General features: G+C 46.1%; 17 protein-coding genes. 1 reads left to right on the top strand and 16 read right to left on the bottom strand.

Going from position 1 to position 21,529, the window contains the following annotated elements; all coding sequences use genetic code 11:
• Window positions 1–22: 22 nt before the first annotated feature.
• The 16 genes from AACP44_RS04570 to sdhC form a co-directional block, all read right to left on the bottom strand.
• The gene (locus AACP44_RS04570; RefSeq protein ID WP_339339297.1) at window positions 23–1,177 is read right to left on the bottom strand and encodes an MFS transporter; all 1,155 of its coding nucleotides are present in this window, start codon (window positions 1,175–1,177) and stop codon (window positions 23–25) included.
• A 14-nt stretch (window positions 1,178–1,191) separates the two neighbouring features.
• A complete protein-coding gene (aroC, locus tag AACP44_RS04575) occupies window positions 1,192–2,289 on the bottom strand; it encodes a chorismate synthase (protein ID WP_339339298.1) in 1,098 nt (365 codons plus the stop codon).
• Window positions 2,290–2,347: 58 nt separating this feature from the next.
• Window positions 2,348–3,262 carry a 50S ribosomal protein L3 N(5)-glutamine methyltransferase gene (gene prmB / locus AACP44_RS04580; RefSeq protein WP_339339299.1) on the bottom strand — a complete coding sequence of 305 codons (915 nt, stop codon included), beginning with the start codon at window positions 3,260–3,262 and terminating at the stop codon, window positions 2,348–2,350.
• A gap of 39 nt (window positions 3,263–3,301) precedes the next feature.
• Window positions 3,302–4,153 carry an alpha/beta hydrolase gene (locus tag AACP44_RS04585; RefSeq protein ID WP_339339300.1) on the bottom strand — a complete coding sequence of 284 codons (852 nt, stop codon included), beginning with the start codon at window positions 4,151–4,153 and terminating at the stop codon, window positions 3,302–3,304.
• Entirely contained in the window at window positions 4,153–4,629 is a 477-nt protein-coding gene (gene sixA / locus AACP44_RS04590; protein WP_339339301.1) for a phosphohistidine phosphatase SixA, read from the bottom strand. The genes AACP44_RS04585 and sixA overlap by 1 nt, the downstream gene beginning before the upstream one ends.
• 9 nt (window positions 4,630–4,638) lie before the next feature.
• Window positions 4,639–5,655, bottom strand: coding sequence for an NAD(P)H-dependent glycerol-3-phosphate dehydrogenase (locus AACP44_RS04595; protein ID WP_339339302.1), 1,017 nt, complete (start codon window positions 5,653–5,655; stop codon window positions 4,639–4,641).
• Window positions 5,656–5,739: 84 nt separating this feature from the next.
• Complete coding sequence (gene htpG / locus AACP44_RS04600) at window positions 5,740–7,668, bottom strand: molecular chaperone HtpG (protein WP_339339303.1); 1,929 nt, start codon at window positions 7,666–7,668, stop codon at window positions 5,740–5,742.
• Between the two features lie 311 nt (window positions 7,669–7,979).
• Complete coding sequence (sucD, locus tag AACP44_RS04605) at window positions 7,980–8,852, bottom strand: succinate--CoA ligase subunit alpha (RefSeq protein WP_339339304.1); 873 nt, start codon at window positions 8,850–8,852, stop codon at window positions 7,980–7,982.
• Window positions 8,852–10,018: an ADP-forming succinate--CoA ligase subunit beta gene (gene sucC, locus AACP44_RS04610; protein ID WP_339339305.1), complete on the bottom strand. Its 1,167-nt coding sequence runs from the start codon at window positions 10,016–10,018 to the stop codon at window positions 8,852–8,854. The genes sucD and sucC overlap by 1 nt, the downstream gene beginning before the upstream one ends.
• Window positions 10,019–10,393: 375 nt before the next feature.
• The gene (gene lpdA / locus AACP44_RS04615) at window positions 10,394–11,830 is read right to left on the bottom strand and encodes a dihydrolipoyl dehydrogenase (protein WP_339339306.1); all 1,437 of its coding nucleotides are present in this window, start codon (window positions 11,828–11,830) and stop codon (window positions 10,394–10,396) included.
• A gap of 21 nt (window positions 11,831–11,851) precedes the next feature.
• Window positions 11,852–13,054 (bottom strand): 2-oxoglutarate dehydrogenase complex dihydrolipoyllysine-residue succinyltransferase, encoded by a 1,203-nt coding sequence (gene odhB, locus AACP44_RS04620; protein WP_339339307.1) that lies wholly within the window; start codon window positions 13,052–13,054, stop codon window positions 11,852–11,854.
• A gap of 54 nt (window positions 13,055–13,108) precedes the next feature.
• On the bottom strand, window positions 13,109–15,943 hold the full coding sequence (locus tag AACP44_RS04625; RefSeq protein ID WP_339339308.1) for a 2-oxoglutarate dehydrogenase E1 component: 2,835 nt from the start codon (window positions 15,941–15,943) through the stop codon (window positions 13,109–13,111).
• Window positions 15,944–16,248: 305 nt separating this feature from the next.
• On the bottom strand, window positions 16,249–16,956 hold the full coding sequence (locus tag AACP44_RS04630; RefSeq protein ID WP_339339309.1) for a succinate dehydrogenase iron-sulfur subunit: 708 nt from the start codon (window positions 16,954–16,956) through the stop codon (window positions 16,249–16,251).
• Between the two features lie 64 nt (window positions 16,957–17,020).
• A complete protein-coding gene (sdhA, locus tag AACP44_RS04635) occupies window positions 17,021–18,790 on the bottom strand; it encodes a succinate dehydrogenase flavoprotein subunit (protein ID WP_339339310.1) in 1,770 nt (589 codons plus the stop codon).
• 6 nt (window positions 18,791–18,796) lie between these two features.
• Window positions 18,797–19,183 (bottom strand): succinate dehydrogenase, hydrophobic membrane anchor protein, encoded by a 387-nt coding sequence (gene sdhD / locus AACP44_RS04640; RefSeq protein ID WP_339339311.1) that lies wholly within the window; start codon window positions 19,181–19,183, stop codon window positions 18,797–18,799.
• Entirely contained in the window at window positions 19,177–19,551 is a 375-nt protein-coding gene (gene sdhC, locus AACP44_RS04645) for a succinate dehydrogenase, cytochrome b556 subunit (RefSeq protein ID WP_339339312.1), read from the bottom strand. The genes sdhD and sdhC overlap by 7 nt, the downstream gene beginning before the upstream one ends.
• A 467-nt stretch (window positions 19,552–20,018) precedes the next feature.
• On the opposite strand from sdhC, the gene gltA reads away from it, so the two are divergent.
• Window positions 20,019–21,308, top strand: a complete 1,290-nt coding sequence (gene gltA / locus AACP44_RS04650; protein WP_339339313.1) for a citrate synthase — start codon at window positions 20,019–20,021, stop codon at window positions 21,306–21,308.
• Window positions 21,309–21,529: the final 221 nt, after the last annotated feature.

Genomic DNA, 21,529 nt, shown 5'->3' on the forward strand with positions numbered 1-21,529 from the left:
AATCTAACCCAGAGTGTAATTGCTAATACTCTTCAGTGACCCAGCAAGAAATCACCACGGCCAATACACAGACAAAAGCTGCAGCAATAAAGGTAATTTGAGGGTTTAACACCCATATCCAGCCACTCAAAACAGCACCAACTGAACCGCCAACACCAAAACTGAGACTGCTGTACAGGGCCATACCTTGGCCTTCAAGACCACCGGCAAAAAAGCGCCTGATGAATTCAACCGCAAAAACATGATAACTACCAAAAGTCGCAGCGTGCATAATTTGAGCAATAACGACGATCAACCAATTATCAACATAAAAACCCAATAACAGCCAGCGAATCACTGAGAGTATTAAGCTGGCAAACATAATTTGTCGCAGAGTGAATCGCTGCAGTAATTTATGCATCACAATAAATAACACCACTTCAGCAAATACACCTAGTGACCACAACAAACCGGTGACAGCTCGGCTATAACCATGATCCTGCAAATAAACACTAAAGAATGTGTAATAAGGCCCGTGAGCCACCTGCAATAAAAAACAAACGACTAAAAAAGCGATGACGCTGGGTTGTTTTATAACTATCCACAAAGAACGACGTTCAAAATGACTAGACTGTAATTCATGTTTTTCAGTGACGGTTAGGCTACTAAGCCAAATACTCAGTAATAGAAATATAACCACCCAAGGCAACCAAGAAATTGAGAAGTAATCAAAACTATAACCAAGAGTAGTTACGGCAATAATGAAACCAATCGAACCCCAGACTCTTATTTGGCCATATTTTTGATAACGCGCTTTCAAATGTGACAGAGTAACGACTTCAAATTGCGCTAATACGGCATTCCAGAAAAAACTGTAGCCGGCAATAATAATCACCAGCCACCAGAAGCTATCTAAGCGCCAGAATATACCTAAGAAAATCACTAAAGCGATTAGCGAACCGCCACGAATCACACTCATTCGCTGGCCGGTTTTATCCGCTAGCCAGCTCCATACATTAGGCGCTACAATTTTTGTCGCCATCAAAATACCGGTGAGATAGCCGATGTCGGCAGCATTAAAACCATTCTCTTGTAAATACAGCGGCCAGAACGGCAACCACGCGCCGATTAGCGCAAAGTAGAAGAAATAAAAACTGGAAAGGCGCCAGTAGGGAATGGATGCGCTAGCGCTAAACATGGCTTACGATTACGCTATGGAGCGCTGGCGGGAATAACCGGAGTAGAACACTGCACATCGGCATTTTGACCACGGTTACGAAGCAGATGATCCATTAAGGTGATGGCCAACATCGCTTCAGCAATCGGTGTTGCGCGAATACCTACACAAGGATCGTGACGACCAGTAGTAATCACTTCTGTAGAGTTACCCTCTACATCAATGGTTTCGCCGGAAATCAATACGCTAGAGGTGGGTTTAAGCGCTAGGTGTGCAACAATATCCTGACCACTGGAAATACCACCCAATACTCCACCGGCATTATTGGATTTAAAACCTTCTGGAGACAGTGCGTCTCTGTGCTCACTGCCTAAGGCGTCAACACAATCAAAACCGGCACCGATTTCTACGCCTTTAACGGCATTAATACCCATGAGTGCATGGGCAATATCGGCATCCAAACGATCAAACACTGGCTCGCCCAAACCCGGCGGCATACCTGTAGCTACCACGGTAATTTTTGCACCGACCGAATCGCCACTTTTGCGCAGGGCATTCATATAATCTTCCATTTCAGGAATTTTGTTAACGTCGGGACAAAAGAATGGGTTGGTTTCTACCACATCCCAATCGAAATGCTCAGCTTTGATCGGACCTAGCTGTGACAAATAACCACGCACTTCAATACCCTGCTGTTTAAGGTATTTTTTAGCAATACCTCCGGCCGCAACACGCATCGCGGTCTCACGAGCGGAAGAACGGCCGCCACCGCGATAATCGCGATCACCGTATTTTTGCGCGTAGGTGTAATCCGCATGCATAGGGCGGAAACGGTCTTTAATTTTGGAATAGTCTTTGGAACGCTGATCGGTGTTTTCAATCAATAAGCCAATTGAGGTGCCAGTGGTTTTGCCCTCAAAAACACCGGATAAAATCTGCACCTCATCCCCTTCACGGCGCTGGGTAGTGAATCTGGAGGTGCCCGGCTTGCGTCGATCGAGATCAACCTGCAGTTCAGCCTCGGAAATAGCCAGCCCCGGTGGACAGCCGTCAACAATGCAGCCTAACGCTTTACCATGGCTTTCGCCAAAACTGGTGACTGTAAAGAGCTTACCAATGGTATTGCCTGACATGGAACGTCCCAATAATTTATCAATCTATTAACAAGCCTAGAGTATACGTTATTCTCGGCTATTCGTCAGGAAAGTACTGCTGCAACTCAGCCTTAGTAAATACAAACACACCATGGCCGCCCCGCTCGAACTCTACCCAAGTAAATGGCACCTCGGGGTAAGCCTGCTCAAGCGCAACACCGCTATTGCCCACTTCAGCCACCAGCACACCCTCTTCAGCCAAATAATTAGCCGCTTGGTTGAGTATACGACGCGTGATATCCAAACCATCATCACCCGAACCTAGCGCCATTGCCGGTTCATGCTGATATTCAGCCGGCATAGTCGCCAAATCTTCGCTATCAACATAGGGCGGGTTGCTGACAATTAACTGGTATTGGCGCCCTGCCAAGCTGCTAAATAGATCAGACTGTACCGTCCTTACTCTATGATTTAATTCATGGCGAGTAATATTTTCAGTGGCGACCTCTAGGGCCAGAGCTGATAGATCGGCCAAATCAACACTGGCCTGCTCAAAATAATGCGCACAAGCTATACCGATACAACCACCACCCGTACAGAGGTCCAGAATATTTGGGCCTGATTGACAGGCCAGCCAAGGTTCAAAACCTCGCTGGATTAATTCAGCAATAGGCGAACGTGGAATTAATACTCTGTTATCAACCTTAAAGGCCAAGCCGGCAAACCATGCCTCACCCGTTAAATATGGTAATGGCATACGTCGCTCAATCCGCTGCGCAATTAAATCCAATACCGCCAGGCGTTCCTGCTGGCTAAGCTTGGCATCGAGAAAATCGGTCTGACTGCCCAGAGGAATACCCGCACTAAATAACACCAAGCGCAGCGCTTCATCCATAGCGTTATCGGTGCCATGACCAAAGTAGATATCCGCCTTGTTAAAGCATGATGTCGCCCATCGAATGTAGTCTCTGATCGTTGTCAATTGTTGCGCAATTGAATCACTTGAAACCATAATAAACCTATAAATAATGCTGGCAGGAGCGATAAAAAACTAATCAAGCCCTAAGAAAAATTGCTCGGCGATAACAGCAATTTCAGCAGCCTGTTCTTCCATATGAAAGTGATGACGGCCGGGAAGGGTTTGGTAATTTAATGTCGTAAACTGTTCAGGAAATTTTTTATACTGTTTTTTAGTACCCAGGCCATCTTCGGCTATCAACAACAGGCACGGAATAGCAACGGCTTTAAAGATTGCTTGATTGTGCTCGGCTGTCATTTTAAAAGCCGATGTGGTTGTTAGGCGCGAATCCGTTGTCCAGAAATAACGCCCCTCTTTAACCATTAGTCCACGCTCAACAATAAGATGAGCCATGGCAGGACAGATATCTATCGCCTTGCAACGCGCTTGCACTGCTTCATCAATGGTTGAGTAGCTTGGCGGTTTTTTATCCGGAAGCTGACGGCGCTGCACTAAAAATTGATTCAATTGTTGCGCCGTATCTGCCACGCTGATAGGCAGTGGCAGGATTGCATCTAACATCAGTAACTTATTAATGCGCTGTGGCATAGAGGCGGCTAATAAGATACTAATCATGGCACCACGGGAATGGCCCAGCAAACTGAATGTCTCCCAACTAAGCTCATCCGCAATTGCCAAAATATCTAATAGATCATCCCAGATATTATAGCTGGCCTGCGGTGACTTATGATCACTTAAACCATGACCGGACAAATCCAGCGCCATAATATGACAGTGTTTTAACAGCGGTGCCAAAATATCAAAGCTGGCGGCATTATCTAGCCAGCCATGACTGGCAATCACTTTTATTTCTGCGCCAGCATTCCATTCTTTGGCCGCCAGCTGATAACCGTTTACGAAAAACTTTCGCTCTATAGCTGACATTATATAACCGCTTCAAAAGTGGGCGCATGGCGCAGCCATTGCAACTGACAACAGCCCGCCAACAGAACGTCAGCACTTAGCAATGCCATACTGGCGGGTGCCATCAACGGACCCGATCGCTGATCGGCATTGACTAACAAGCCTACTAGGGTACTAACTAGGGGTTGGTGGCTTACAATCAACAGGTCACCGTTGTGTGTGGAAAGTCTATCCACTAAGCCAGAGGCTGAGCTTTCGGGGGTTAAGCTATTATCGGTTTCTCTGGCAATAGAACCCAGCTGGGACAATACGCCATCAGCCGTTTGCTGCGCGCGTCGATAAGGGCTAACCCAGATTTGATCAAAGTTTATGGTAAGTTCTTTTAGACATAAACCCACCTGTTGCGCCTGCTTTCGGCCATGGTCAGTCAGGTTTCTTTGCGCATCACTGCTGGCATAAGTTTCTGCTTCGCCGTGGCGTAGAATCACGATATTCATAGCAGCAACTTACTTAATATTAAATTCGACATCGCGATTTTGCTCAGCAAACATCAGCGCACCGACCACATCATTAATGTCTTTTTGCATGTAGATAATATCGTAAAGGCCATTAACCAACGGCATATATACCTCTAGTTGCTCCGCCTGTTCTTTAAGTAGCTTCAAGGTATTAACACCTTCAGCCACCTGACCTAATTCAGCAACAATTTCATCAAGGTTTTTACCCTGACCTAATTTATAACCAACTCGGTAATTACGACTGAGTGGTGATGAACAGGTAGCAATTAAATCACCGACTCCCGACAAACCTAAAAAGGTCATAGGGTCTGCGCCTTTTTGTACCGCAAAGCGACTCATTTCTGCCAGACTGCGGGTAATCAACATACTAATGGTATTTTGGCCTATCCCCAGTGCCGCTGCCATACCCGCCATAATCGCATAAACATTTTTTAGCGCCCCGCCCAACTCAACACCAAATACATCGGAACTGGCATAGACACGAAAATTAGCGCAGTGAAGTAAGGCCTGGATAGTATCGTTAAGATTTTCATCTGCGCTGGCAATCACGGTTGCAGTGATTTGTTTTGCTACAATTTCCTTGGCCAGATTAGGTCCGCTTAATACGCCGATTCTTGCATCGGGCAATTGCTCACTAAGTACCTCACTCATTAATTTAAAGCCGTCATGCTCAATACCTTTGGTGGTACTGACAACAATAACAGCCTTGCCAATATATTGTGCAACCTCGGCCGCGACTGCCCGGCAAGAATGACTGGGCACAGCCATAAAAATAATATCGCAATCCGTGACAGATTCAGCCAAACTAGTACTGGCTTTTAGCAAAGGATTTAACGGGTAATCAGGAAGGTAGGCGCTATTGATATGGTCGCGGTTTATTTCATCCGCACGATCCTGATTGCGCAACCACAGACAGACATCATGATTATTTTCGGCCATAATATTAGCGATAGCAGTACCAAAACTGCCCCCGCCAAGTACGGCGATTTTGTGGCGCTGAGTCATAAAGACCGCCTTATAATTATCAACAACCAGAATTGTAGCATACCGCCGGCGGAGATGATGGCAATCCAGCCGGCGAGACTTATCTTACTTGCTTAATTCAAGTAGCAGCTTATTCAAGCGATGAACATAGGTGGCTGGATCTTCCAACTGACCACCCTCTGCCAGCATTGACTGATCAAATAAAATCTCCACCAAATCGGAAAAGCGGTCTTCATCACTTTCTTGATCAAGCTTCTGTACCAGTGAATGCTCGGGATTAAGCTCCAAAATGGGCTTTGTCTCGGGCATGGCTTGACCGGCCTGTTCGAGGATACGACGCATCTGTGCACCCATATCACCATCACCTACCACCAAACAAGCGGGCGAATCAGTCAGACGATTAGTGACACGCACTTCTTGCACCTTGGCATCCAACACAGTTTTAACGCGCTCAACCAAATCTTTATTTTCGGTTTCGAGCTTTTCTTTCTCTTGCTTGTCGGCTTCATCTTCCAGCTCGCCAAGATCCAGCTCGCCCTTACCGACATCTTGAAATCCTTTGCCATCAAAATCCATCATATGGCCCATCAGCCACTCATCTACCCGATCAAATAGCACCAATACTTCGATACCCTTCTTACGGAAAACTTCTAGGTGCGGGCTATTACTACCGGTTGTATAGTTTTCAGCGGCCACATAGTAAATTTTCTCCTGACCTTCTTTCATCCGGCCAACATAGCCTTCCAACGACTGATCCTGAACGTCGCTATTGCTATGGGTGGAGGCGAAACGGAATAGTTTGGCAATTTTTTCTTTGTTAGAAAAATCTTCCGCCGGACCTTCCTTCAGCACCTGACCAAACTCATTCCAAAAAGCTTGATATTGTTCAGGGTCTTTCTTTGCCATTTTGGCTAACATATCCAATACACGTTTGGTTAACGCGCTTTTCATGGAATCAACAGCGGGGTCTTGTTGCAGGATTTCACGGGATACATTTAAAGATAAATCGTTAGAATCCACCACACCTTTAATAAAGCGTAGGTATAGCGGTAAAAATTGCTCAGCATCATCCATAATAAAGGTGCGCTGTACATAGAGCTTTAAACCTCTGGTGGCATCGCGGTTCCACATATCGAAAGGGGCTTTTTTCGGCACATACAGCAAGCTATTGTATTCCAGCTTACCTTCTACCTTGTTGTGGCTCCAGCTCAGTGGATCTTCATAATCATGCGAGACGTGCTTGTAAAATTCTTTATATTCGTCATCTTCTACTTCGCTACGCGAACGGGTCCATAGTGCGGTGGCGTCATTAATCGCTTCAAATTCTGGCTCGAGATTTTCTTCAACTGGCTTTTCTTTGCCTTCTTCATCAAACTCAGGGGTGATTGGCTTTTCCATCATCACTGGCAGCGAAATATGATCTGAGTATTTTTTAACGACAGAACGAATGCGCCAATTATCAGCAAAGTCTGCACTGTCTTCTCTCAGATGTAAGATAATGGTGGTGCCACGATCTGCTTTTTCGATTGACTCGACACTGAATTCCGCTTCACCTTTTGATTCCCAGTGAACACCCTCGGCAACCGGTAAACCTGCGCGACGGGTTTTAACCTCTACTCGTTCAGCAACGATAAAGGCGGAATAGAAACCCACACCAAACTGACCGATCAGCTGTGAATCCTTTTGCTGATCGCCGCTAAGCTTGCTCATAAATTCGGCAGTACCCGATTTGGCAATCGTGCCCAGATGGTTGATCACATCTTCCTTTGACATACCAATACCATTATCAGTAATGGAGATGGTTTTGGCTTCTTTATCAAACTCGATAGTAATTTTTAATTCGGGATCATCTTCATACAGAGTGCCATCAGAGAGGGCCTCAAAACGCAATTTATCAGCAGCGTCAGAGGCATTAGAAATAAGCTCACGCAGAAAGATCTCTTTATTACTGTAAAGAGAGTGAATCATTAACTGCAGCAGTTGCTTGGCTTCTGTCTGGAAGCCTAAGGTTTCTTTATCGGTGACTGTGGTCATCGTGTTCAAACTCCTGAAAGTACCGGTTTTTTACATTTAAACCCAATGACGCGCATTGGAGTGGAAAGTTATACGGCATATGGGGGTGAAATAAGGCTTTTCAAGGGCCTTTTAATAGCTGTTTCGATAGAAATTGACGCCATTATCTAGCTATCCGTACAAACGCTGACTATGGCGCAGTGGGCATGGTGCTGGGTTACCAAGCTCTGATAGTGGTTTTACAGCCTATTTTAGTATCTTCCATTAGCCAAATATCCAAGCCAAAAAAAAGGATGCAAAAGCATCCCTTTTTAAAAACAAGCAATCAAAACTTACCAACCGGCAAGCTCGGCCAGTGCTCCACCGATATCAGCCAAACTGCGAACTGTCTTGACGCCAGCATCTTGCAGCGCAGCAAATTTCTCATCAGCAGTTCCTTTACCGCCAGAAATAATCGCACCGGCATGACCCATACGTTTACCGGCAGGTGCAGTTACACCAGCAATATAAGAGACAACGGGTTTGGTAACATTGGCTTTGATAAAGGCGGCCGCTTCTTCTTCTGCCGTACCACCGATTTCACCGATCATAACAATTGCTTCGGTGGCTGGATCATTTTGGAACATATCCAAGATGTCGATAAAGTTAGAACCGGGGATTGGATCACCACCGATACCGACACAAGTAGACTGACCAAAACCAGCATCTGTTGTTTGCTTAACCGCTTCATAGGTCAAAGTACCCGAACGGGAGACGATACCGACTTTACCCGGCATATGAATATGACCTGGCATAATGCCGATCTTGCATTCACCTGGGGTGATAACACCTGGACAATTAGGTCCAATTAGACGAACACCCATTTCATCACAACGAACCTTACATTCCAGCATATCCAAGGTAGGAATCCCTTCAGTAATACAGACGATCAGTTTAATTCCGCCACTCACAGCTTCAAGGATCGAATCTTTACAGAAGGGGGCCGGAACATAAATAACAGAAGCCTCGGCACCCGTTGTTTCAACAGCATCAGCAACGGTATTAAATACCGGCAGACCTAAATGCTCTTGACCACCTTTGCCGGGGGTTACACCACCCACCATTTTGGTACCGTAGGCAATCGCCTGCTCAGAGTGGAAAGTCCCTTGAGAACCGGTAAAACCCTGACAAACCACTTTCGTGTCTTTATTAATTAAAATACTCATTATTTGCCCTCCGCTGCTTTAACCACTGCATCGGCAGCTTCTTTCAAACTGGTTGCGGCAATAATGTTCAAGCCACTTTCGGCCAGAATTTTTGAACCCAATTCAGCGTTGTTACCTTCAAGACGAACAACCACCGGAACTTCAACACCAACTTCTTCTACCGCACCGATAATCCCTTCTGCAATCAGGTCACAGCGAACAATGCCACCGAAGATATTAACCAGTACGGCTTGTACGGTATCGTCTGACAAAATGATTTTGAACGCTTCGGAAACGCGCTCTTTGGTTGCACCGCCACCCACATCAAGGAAGTTGGCTGGAGAACCACCGTGCAATTTAACGATATCCATAGTACCCATCGCCAAACCGGCACCATTAACCATACAGCCAATATTGCCATCCAAGGCCACATAATTTAATTCCCACTGAGCGGCTTGTGCTTCGCGCGCATCTTCCTGTGAAGGGTCGTGCATTTCTTTTAGCTTGGGCTGACGGTACATAGCGTTGCTATCCACGCCTAGCTTGGCATCCAAACAGTGCAAGTTACCTTCATCGGTGATAACCAGAGGATTAATTTCAATCAAGGCCAAATCAAAGTCTTGGAATAATTTAGCCAAACCTAAAAAGATATTAACAAACTGCTTGATTTGAACGCCTTCAAGACCCAGTTTGAATGCTAACTCACGGCCTTGGTATGGCTGAGCACCAACCATTGGATCAATTTCAGCCTTAAGAATTTTTTCCGGTGTTTGTTCAGCCACCTTTTCGATCTCAACACCACCTTCAGTCGATGCCATAAACACAATACGACGGCTTGAACGATCTACCACAGCGCCAAGATATAATTCCTGATCAATATCGGTGCAGGACTCAACTAGGATCTTGCTTACCGGCTGACCATTTTCATCAGTCTGATAAGTGATCAGGTTATTGCCCAACCAGTTTTGTGCAAATGCTTTGATATCTTCTTTGCTGTCCACCAACTTAACACCGCCTGCTTTACCTCGGCCTCCAGCGTGGACTTGAGCTTTAACGACCCACTTGTCGCCGCCGATACGATCAGCAGCCTGCGCTGCTTCTTCCGGTGTATCACAGGCATAACCCTTTGATACAGGTAAACCGTACTCGGCAAACAATTGTTTGCCCTGATACTCGTGAAGGTTCATATTGTATACCGTCTTGGTCTGTGAAATAGGTGGTCATCAGCTAAAAAAGCTGATCACCGTTTCGATTTAGCCGGTTTGGCTGCCTGACATGACAACGTCAAAATAACGGTTGCCAGCAAATTTTGGTGCAGTATTCTCCCGAATTTCAGCCAGAACCGCAAACCTTATTGGCTAAAAAACAGCAAAAATATGGATCAAAAACAGATTGGTCTGATTGAGGGCAAGGGCTGATCCAAAATAGCCCAGAGACTTGCATAAGATGGTTACAAGTCGCACCAAATAAGAAACCAATAGTTTGGTTCTGGCTATATTTTATACAGCAAAACAAGGAGGTATTGCCTTTCCCGCGAAGGCGAAAAAGATAGCAATAATTTACTAACGTTTTTTCTTGTTAATGATATGGATAGCATGACCTTCAACAGCCAATGCCGCTTCATGCACAGCTTCTGACAAAGTTGGATGACCAAACACCGTTAAGCCAATATCTTCAGCACTGGAGCCAAACTCCATCGCTATCACCACCTGCTGAACCAGATCAGCCGCGCTAGGACCAATAATATGGCAACCTAGAATACGATCGGTTTCGGCATGGGCAATCATCTTGACCATGCCCGCTGTATCGTTGGCCGCCATGGCACGACCGCTGGCAGCAAAGGGAAATACCCCGACTTTGTAAGCAATACCATCCGCTTTAAGCTGTTCTTCAGTTTGACCAACAGCGGCAATCTCAGGATGGGTGTAAATAATATTGGGGATGCAGTCGTAATTCATCATAGCTTTTTTACCGACGATACGTTCTGCCACCATAACACCCTCTTCGGAGCCTTTATGCGCCAGCATCGGGCCACGAACAATATCACCAATGGCGTAAATGCCGGGGATATCAGTTTCGCAGTAATCATTAACGTAAACAAAGCCACGCTCGTCCATAATCACACCACAGTCACCGGCCAATAAACCTTCGGTTTGTGGGCGACGACCAACGGCAACAATCAGCTTATCGAATACTTCCTGTTTTTCACCATCGCCATCAACGTAGGTAACCGTCACTTTGTCTTTATTCACTTCGGTAGCGGTCACTCTGGCACCAAGACGGATATCCATACCCTGTTTTTTAGTGAATAGTTTTTTAGCTTCTTTGGCGATTTGTTTATCGATATTTGGCAGAAAATCATCTAGCGCTTCGAGTATAACAACCTCGGCACCTAAACGACCCCAGACACTACCCAATTCCAAACCAATAACACCAGCACCGATAATGCCGAGGCGCTTAGGGGTTTGCAAAAATTCCAAGGCACCGGTGGAGTCAACAATAATATCCTGATCAACGGGTGCAGGCGGAATATCAATGGGCAACGAACCGGTAGCAATAATAATATTATCCGCATCGAGCGTTTCTACGCTGCCATCATCAGCAGTGACTTCGACTTTTTTGCCCGCTAATACTTTACCTGAGCCTTTAATCGCCTTAACACCATTGGCTTTAAAGAGCTGACCAATACCACCGGTTAATTGACCGACAATTTGATCTTTGCGGGCAATCATTTGCGCAATATCGATAGAGAGTTTGTTGGCAGAAATACCGTGAACTGAAAAATCATCCTGCGCTTCTGCAAATTTATGACTGCTATCCAATAACGCCTTCGAAGGGATACAACCCACATTCAAGCAAGTACCACCAAAACCGGTTTTACCCGATTTGTTCGTGTTTCTCTCCAAACAGGCAACATTTAACCCCAGCTGGGCCGCACGAATAGCCGCAACATAGCCGGCCGGGCCTGAACCAATAACTACAAGGTCGAACTTAGACATAAAAACTCTCTGATCAAAAACTTATATTTCAAGAAGGATACGGGCGGGGTCTTCCAATAATTCTTTAATACAAACCAAAAACTGCACCGCTTCTTTACCATCAATTAAACGATGATCATAAGACAGCGCCAAATACATCATGGGCAATATTTTGACTTCGCCATTAACCGCCATAGGGCGATCCTGAATTTTGTGCATACCTAAAATAGCAGTTTGTGGAGGATTCAAAATCGGCGTTGAAAGTAACGAGCCAAACACTCCACCATTGGTAATGGTAAAGGTGCCACCCTGCATTTCTTCCAAGCCTAATTTGCCGTCACGAGCACGAGAACCATAGCTGCGAATGGTATCTTCGACTGTTGCCAAACCCATATTTTCTACATCGCGCAGAACCGGCACCACCAAACCTTTATCAGAAGATACAGCGACACCGATATCTTGATAGCCATGATAAACCACATCATCGCCATCAATCGAGGCATTGACAGCCGGATAACGCTTTAACGCTTCACAGGCAGCTTTTACAAAAAAGCCCATAAAACCGAGTCGAACACCGTTATGGGTTTTTTCAAATAACTCCTTGTACTGCTTACGCAGTGTCATCACTGGCTCCATATTAACTTCATTAAAGGTTGTTAACATGGCTGTAGTTTGTGTGGCTTCTAGTAAACGCTCGGCAATACGCTTACGCAACCGTGTCATAGGGACACGTTTTTCAATTTTATCGCCGGCATCCATTTCCATAATGGGAGCTGGAGCTGGGACTGAAGCAACTACTGCAACGGATGCAGAACCGCTACTGCTTAAGTGATTAACCACATCTTCTTTGGTGATCAAGCCGCCTTTGCCTGTGGCTGCAATCGCCGCACCGGTGAGATTATTCTCTTCAACCATTTTGCGCGCAGCAGGGCTCAGTTTTATTTCAGCACTGGCAGTATCAGGCGCTGCGGTTGCAGCAGGTGCAGCTTCCGGTGCGGCGGCTGCCGCACCTTCTTCAAACTGACCGATCAGCTCATCACTTAATACGGTATCGCCTTCAGCTTTAATAATTTCGCTAATAACACCATCAGCCGGTGCAACAATTTCGAGCACCACTTTATCCGTTTCTATATCAACCAAAAGCTCATCACGAGAAACCGCTTCACCAGGCTGCTTGTGCCAGGTGGCCACAGTGCCATCAGCAACAGATTCAGGAAAAGTCGGCGCTTTTATTTCGATGGTCATAGTTTTTCCTTTCATTCACCTTCAAATAGAACGAACAATTAATGGCCTAACGCGCTATTCAAAACCTAGCGCATCACTAATAAGTTTTTGCTGCTGGGCAACATGCAAAGCCATATACCCAGCTGCTGGTGAGGCGGATGCATCACGCCCAGCATATTCAAGATATAAAGTAGGCTGATGCTTATAAATTACACGACGCATATGGTGCTGACTAGCATACCATGCGCCTTGATTCATCGGCTCATCCTGACACCAAATAATCTCTTTTAAATGCGTATAAGGTGCCAAAGCCTGTTCCAATTCCTGCTCAGGAAATGGGTAAAGTTGTTCAAGACGGATAATGGCAACATGATTGATTGCTTTTTCACGACGGGTGTCGCGCAGATCGTAATACACCTTACCGCTACATAGCACTAAGCGAGTGACTTTTTCAGTCTCCAGCTGATCAGTTTCACCCAGCACATTTTGAAATTGGCCATCAGCTAATTCTTCCAATGTAGACACCGCTTCTTTGTGCCGTAATAAACTTTTTGGCGACATTACAATCAGCGGCTTGCGCAAAGGACGCAAAGTTTGTCTGCGTAACATATGGAAAACCTGCGCCGGTGTTGTTGGCACACAAACCTGAATATTATGCTCTGCCGATAGCTGTAAGAAACGCTCAAGACGCGCCGAAGAATGTTCAGGCCCCTGCCCTTCATAACCGTGCGGCAACAACATGGTCAAGCCACAAAGCCGCTGCCATTTATGCTCACCACTGGTAATAAACTGGTCGATAACCACTTGCGCACCATTGGCAAAATCACCAAATTGCGCCTCCCAGATCACCATCACATTGGGCATGGTGGTGGCATAGCCATATTCAAACGCCAGTACCGCTTCTTCCGACAGCAATGAATCATGAATAGTAAATGTCGGCTGATCTTCTGATATATGCTGCAGCGGCACATGAATAGAAGCATCGTTTTGGTTATGGAGTACCGCATGACGATGCGAAAAGGTACCCCGACCCACATCCTGACCCGTTAGGCGAATCGGATGACCGGCATCTAATAAGCTGCCATAAGCCAGGGTTTCAGCAAAACCCCAATTGATCGGTGCCGCTCCAGCAGCCATTTTATGCCGGTCTTCATAGATTTTGGCCACTTGGCGTTGGATAGGAAAACCTTCAGGCACGGCATTCATTTTTGCCGCGATTTTCTGCAGTTTTTGCAGTTCGATACGGGTGTCGCAGGGGCAATCCCAATGATGACCTAGATAAGGATTCCAATCGACAAACAATGTTTCGTTGGGTTCATGTACCAAACTTTTCGCAACATGCTCACCACTTTCTAAAGCGCGACGATAATTTTCAATCACTTCAATATCGTACTGTTTAGTAATTAAACGATTGGCAATCAGCTTGTCCGCATATAAATCACGCACCGTGCGCTGCTTTTTGATCTGTTGATACATTAGTGGCTGGGTACCAGAAGGCTCATCCGCTTCGTTGTGACCACGACGACGGTAACAAACCAAATCGATCACAACATCTTTGTTAAATTGCTGGCGATAATCAACAGCCATCTGGCTGACAAACAGAACCGCTTCGGGGTCATCGCCGTTAACATGAAAAATAGGAGCCTGGACCATTTTAGCGACATCGGTACAGTATTCTGTGGAACGGGAATCTTCTTGTTTGCTGGTGGTAAAACCGACTTGGTTGTTAACCACTAGATGAATAGTGCCGCCGGTCTTATAAGCGCGCGTCTGGGACATTTGGAAGGTTTCCATCACCACACCCTGACCTGAAAATGCCGCATCACCATGCAAAATCAGAGGTACCACTTTTTTACCCACTGGGTCTTCACGACGATCCTGACGAGCACGTACCGAACCCTCTACTACCGGCGCACCAATTTCAAGGTGAGACGGATTAAAGGCTAGCGCCAGATGCATTTCACCGCCAGAGGTTTCAACGGTAGACGAGAAACCCTGATGGTACTTGACATCAGCGGAGCCGTTATATTCTGCACGACCTTCAAATTCATCAAATAAATCAGCGGGATTTTTACCCAATACATTAACCAGTACATTCAGGCGACCGCGATGAGCCATACTGATCACCACTTCTTTGGCTGAGTAGCTGCCAATACGCTGGATCATCGCATCCATCATCGGAATCAAGCTTTCCGCGCCCTCCAAACCAAAACGCTTAACGCCGGGATATTTTGACGCTAATAATTTACCCAGACCTTCGGCAGCGGTAAGGCGCTCATGCAAATGCAACAACACATCACCACCAAAGCTGGGGTTGGAACGCACACTTTCCATGCGTTGCTGTATCCACTGTCGCTCTTCAGTGGCGACAATATGCATAAACTCAGCACCGATGGTATTGCAGTAGGTTTGTTCTAGTGAGTCGACAATTTCTTTCAAGGTCGCCTGATCTTTACCAATAAACAGGCTGCCGGTTTGGAAAACGGTATCGAGGTCAGCGGCGGATAATTTATGATAATGCAGATCTAAATCGGGAATTTCGGGGCGAACGGCTAAACCTAACGGATCAAGCTTGGCTTTCTGATGGCCACGTTGACGGTACGCACTACAAAGCTGGATAACCCGAACCTGTTTTCTTTCATGATCAGTAACACCGCTATCACTTTCAACCGATAGTGGCTTAGCACGAGTTTTGGATAATTGGCTAAAGTGATCACGAACCGTCGAGTGCGGAATATCGTGACGCACATTGCCATTCACTTGGGGTAGTTTTTCAAAATAGCTACGCCACTGCTCTGGCACATTATTGGGGTCTAATAAATAGGTTTCGTAGAGATCTTCAACATAGGCGGCATTACCACCTGAAATATGGGAACTACCCCACAACAACTCCATTGTGTTTTCTTGCATTTCTTCAGGCCTCAATAACAAGCAGTCTATCTGACCAGGCGCTATATCTTAAACCCAATCAGATAAAGGAAACTAAGCCAGAATACAGCTTGGCTGTTTCACTTGTTGGAGATAGCAGTTAAAAGTATCCACTGGCAAACACCAGCGCCATATGCGCATTACCACTGCAGTAAGATAGCAATGCGTGGAACACAGCATAAGTGTAGACAAGTCTGACACTTACACTATGTTGAAACAAGAAAAAAGCGGGTTTTTGACGTATTTTTTGCAGTTATTTTCAGTACCTGAAATTGCACCAATGACGCCTACGTCGCACTAGTTAAGAGCATATTCCGAATATGACCGATAGCTTTGGTAGGGTTCAATCCCTTGGGGCAAACGTTGACACAATTTTGAATGCCATGACAACGGAAAACACTGAATGGATCATCTAGCTCAGCCAAACGCTGTTCGGTAGACGTATCACGGCTGTCAGCTAAAAAGCGGTAGGCCTGCAACAACCCTGAAGGACCGATAAAGCGATCGGGGTTCCACCAAAATGAAGGACAAGCGGTAGAACAACAGGCACACAAAATGCACTCATATAGACCGTCAAGTTTTTCACGATCTTCCGGTGATTGTAAACGTTCGATAGCTGGCGTAGGGGTATTGTTAATCAGGAAGGGCTTAACCTTTTCATACTGCTTGTAGAACAAACTCATATCCACGACTAAGTCACGGACAACAGGTAAGCCCGGCAAGGGACGTAGCACTAGCTTATTGTCACCTTTCATCGCTTCAGATAATGGCATAATACAGGCCAAGCCATTTTTGCCATTGATATTCATACCGTCAGAGCCACACACACCTTCACGACATGAACGACGGAATGCGGTAGTGGTGTCATTGGCCTTAATCAGCTCAAGCACATCCAATACCATTAAGTCTTTACCACCCGTATCAACTTCCAAGTCCTGCATATAAGGCTCGGCATCGGTTTCTGGGTTATAACGATAAATACTAACTTCTAACATGTTTTTTTATCCCCTTTGCTCTTGGGCTTAGCTCGACCTATCAGCATCATAAATACCGCTGATATTAGTAGGTACGTATTTTGGGTTGAAATGTATCAACGGTTTTCGGGGTGAAGTTAACACCACGCTTACCAACACTTTTATTCCCAGGGAAATATAGGGAGTGACAAAGCCAATTCTCATCATCACGATCTTCAAAATCTTCACGGGCATGGGCACCGCGACTCTCTTTACGCTCTTCAGCAGCAATGGCTGTTGCCTCTGCCACTTCAAACAAATTGTGAAGCTCAAGCGCTTCAATACGGGCGGTATTGTAGGCATTACTCTTATCTGCAAGATGCGCATTTTCAATCCGGGGGCGTAGCTCGGCCAACTTTTTAATCCCTTCTTGCATAAAGTCACCGCGACGGAATACACCGAAGTGGTTTTGCATAATGGTTTGCAACTCTTTACGCAGCTCAGCAACGCTGTCACCGCCAGTGGTATTGTTCAGCTTGGTTAAACGTGAAGTCGCTCTGGCAATATCTTCTTCTGTAGCATCTTTCATAGTGATGCCTTCACGCAGTGCTTTCTCAATGTGTAGGCCGGAAGCACGGCCAAATACAACCAGATCCAGCAGCGAATTACCGCCTAGACGGTTAGCACCGTGTACAGAGACACAAGCTACCTCGCCACAGGCATATAGACCGGGAATAATCTGATCATTGCCATCAGCATCAACAGTAATCGCCTGACCATCGACATTAGTTGGAATACCACCCATCATATAGTGACAAGTCGGTATAACCGGAACCGGCTCCTTAACAGGGTCAGCGTGAGCGAAGGTGCGTGATAATTCACAAATACCCGGCAGACGACTTTCGAGTACTTCTTCACCCAAGTGATCAAGCTTCAGATAAACGTGATCGCCATCAGGGCCGCAACCGCGCCCTTCTAGAATCTCCATGGTCATGGAGCGAGCAACAACATCACGACCCGCAAGATCCTTGGCATTAGGTGCATAACGCTCCATAAAGCGCTCACCATCTTTATTGACCAGATAGCCACCCTCTCCGCGACAACCTTCTGTGACCAATACACCGGCACCGGCAATACCGGTCGGGTGGAACTGCCACATTTCAATATCTTGAACCGGAACACCAGCACGCAGAGCCATGCCAATACCGTCACCAGTATTGATATGGGCATTGGTGGTAGACGCATAGATACGACCTGCACCACCGGTAGCTAGTACCGTCGCTTTAGATTTGATATGAACAACCTCACCTGTCTCAATGCAGATTGCTATAACACCCGTGACAGCACCATCTTCATTTTTAACCAGATCGGTTGCATACCACTCATTAAAGAATACAGTTTCGTTCTTCATATTGCCTTGATAAAGCGTATGCAGCAGCGCATGACCTGTACGGTCAGCCGCAGCACAGGTACGAGCAGCCTGACCGCCCTCACCAAAATTCTTGGATTGACCACCAAAAGGACGCTGATAAATACGGCCTTCCTCGGTACGGGAAAAAGGCAAACCCATATGGTCTAATTCGTAAATAGCTTCCGGGCCAACGCTACACATATATTCGATCGCATCCTGATCACCGATATAGTCAGACCCCTTAACGGTGTCATACATATGCCAGCGCCAATCATCATTGGGATCGTTAGACGCAATCGCACAGGTAATACCACCTTGAGCAGAGACAGTATGTGAGCGGGTAGGAAATACCTTTGAAATAACTGCCGTTTTGTAGCCGGATTGTGATAATTGCAGCGCCGCGCGCATACCTGCACCGCCACCGCCGACGATGACACCGTCAAATGAAATAGTTTTAATAGTCATTATTGATTAACCCCAAAGAATCTGGATACCCCAGACGACATAGGTGAATAGCACAACAGCACTGGCAGCTTGGAATAACCAACGCAACAGATTGGCTTGAGCCCCGATTGCTGGCCCTAATTTAATGGTCAGCACGTGTTTTACGAGGTAATCGGTAGAAACAGACCACAATCCGATCCAGGCATGTGAAGCGACGGAAAGAATCGCCGCTAGAGTGAAGGTTTTCATCCAGGTCGTGGCAAAGAGTGCTTTCCACTCAGTGTAATCAGGCGAGCAGACTAATAATACAGCAACGATAAGGATTGTGTATGCGAGCAAAATCACCCCTGTGACACGCTGCATTAACCAATCAGAAAGACCGCTGCGACCAAAATTCGTTACTGAAGTTACCATATCAACGCTCCCGTCAGAACAATTAGCATAGCGGAAACAGCAAAGACTAATTTAGCGCCAGTTTGGCCACCCTCAAGGGTTTCACCAATACCCAGATCCATAATCAGATGCTTTATGCCCGCCACGGAGTGATAGATCAGGGCAGACAAAACACCCCACACCATCAGCTTTACTAAAAAGCCGCTAGCCAGAGTCTTAACAGTATTAAAACCCTTTTCGCTAGCCAAGGATTCATCCAATAGCCAAAGTAGAATGGCAGTACCAGCTACAAGTATGACACCGGTAATCCGGTGAGTAATTGAGGCCAATGCAGGTAGCGGCAGGTCTATGGTGCCGATATCAAGGTTTACAGGTCGTTTATCAGTCACGGCTTTACCCAGTTGTCAGGCCAGTCATCTAATCAGGGATCAGATCAATGAAGGCGGTTAACGGTTAGTTAAACACTTTGAAGCGAGAAGACTTATCAAGAAAAAAACCAAGCCAGCGTTAGACTTAGCTTCCCTATGTGTCTCCAAAATTCGCGGCGAATTATAGGCATATAGGTACCAGATTACAAACGCTGAGAATCGTCACTTAGGAATAAATTCGCTTAACCTAGCGTCTTGAATAAAAATTAGCCAAGAAATCATTCTAGCAGTTGCTAAAAATCTCTAAAAACCGTGATTTATCAGCATGTTCCAAGAACGGAGGCTAAATTTCCCATTGACAAAAACCTCCAAAACTCTATGATTGTGCACCCCTCCGTGCATCAATATGCAAAACGGTGATTATCGCAGTCCATAATACGACCAAATATTGGAATCATTTAAGAGAAACAAAAAGTTAGGAGCTTTACATGTTTGACAAAAAAGCGACTCTGGCCATCCCCGGCAAAGACGCCATTGATCTCCCTATCTACTCCGGCACCATCGGCCCCGACGTCGTTGATGTAGGCGCATTGACAGGGCAAGGCATGTTCACCTACGACCCGGGTTTTGTTTCTACCGCAGCCTGCGAATCTAAAATCACCTACATAGATGGTGGCAAAGGCGTACTACTGCATGGCGGCTACCCGATCGAACAACTTGCCAACGAATCCGACTTTTTAGAGACCTGCTGGCTACTTTGGCACGGGGAATTGCCGACTGCTGATGAGAAAAAAGACTTTGTAGAAAAAATCACCATGCATACCATGGTGCACGATCAAATGAACTCGTTCTTTCAAGGCTTCCGTCGCGACGCCCACCCGATGGCTATTCTGTGTGGTGTGGTTGGTGCGCTATCGGCTTTTTATCACGACTCTCTGGACATCAATAACGAAAAACACCGCAATATCTCCGCTATTCGTCTGATTGCTAAAATGCCAACACTGGCAGCCATGGCTTATAAATTCTCCATCGGCCAACCGTTTATTTACCCCCGTAACGATCTCAGTTATGCCGAAAACTTTCTCAATATGATGTTCGGTACACCCTGTGACGATTACAAAGTCAGCCCGACACTGGCTAAAGCAATGGATAAAATCTTTATCCTGCATGCTGACCATGAACAAAACGCCTCTACATCTACCGTTCGCCTAGCTGGCTCTACCGGTACCAATCCGTTTGCCGCTATCGCCGCAGGCATCTCTGCGCTATGGGGACCATCACATGGCGGGGCTAACGAAGCGGTACTGGATATGTTGAATGAAATCGGCGACGAAAGCCGTATCGACGAGTATGTTGCCAAAGCCAAAGATAAGAATGACCCTTTCCGCCTGATGGGCTTCGGTCACCGTGTGTATAAAAACTTTGACCCACGCGCCAAGGTTATGAAGCAGACCGCTGATGAAGTGCTTGGGGAATTAGGTTTGGATAATGATCCGCTGCTTAAAATTGCCAAGCGTTTAGAACAAATTGCATTGGAAGATGATTATTTTATCTCCAAGAAGCTTTATCCCAATGTTGATTTCTACTCAGGTATCATCCTGAAGGCGATGGGCATTCCTACCAGTATGTTTACGGTAATTTTTGCTCTAGGCAGAACACCGGGCTGGATTGCACACTGGAATGAAATGATTGTAGACAAATCACGTATTGGCCGCCCACGCCAACTGTATACTGGACCCACTCAACGAGACTTTGTCCAGATCGACAAACGTAAATAACTCCCCCAAGCAAAGCCCCCATCATCAGTGAAAGATGATGGGGAGTTGCTTTACCAGTGATAGCCGCACCCCATTAAAGATGCCTATTTAGAAAACAAAGATTTAATTGCATCAACAGCGCTATCACCTAATTTTTCCTGCAGTTTTTTATCCATTTTGAGTTTGAGCTCTTGCTCCTTTTCTTTAAGCTTTGCCCCAACCTTGGCCTTAAGCTCGGCCTT

The sequence above is a fragment of the uncultured Oceanicoccus sp. genome (assembly GCF_963968385.1).
Lineage (GTDB): Bacteria > Pseudomonadota > Gammaproteobacteria > Pseudomonadales > Dasaniaceae > Oceanicoccus.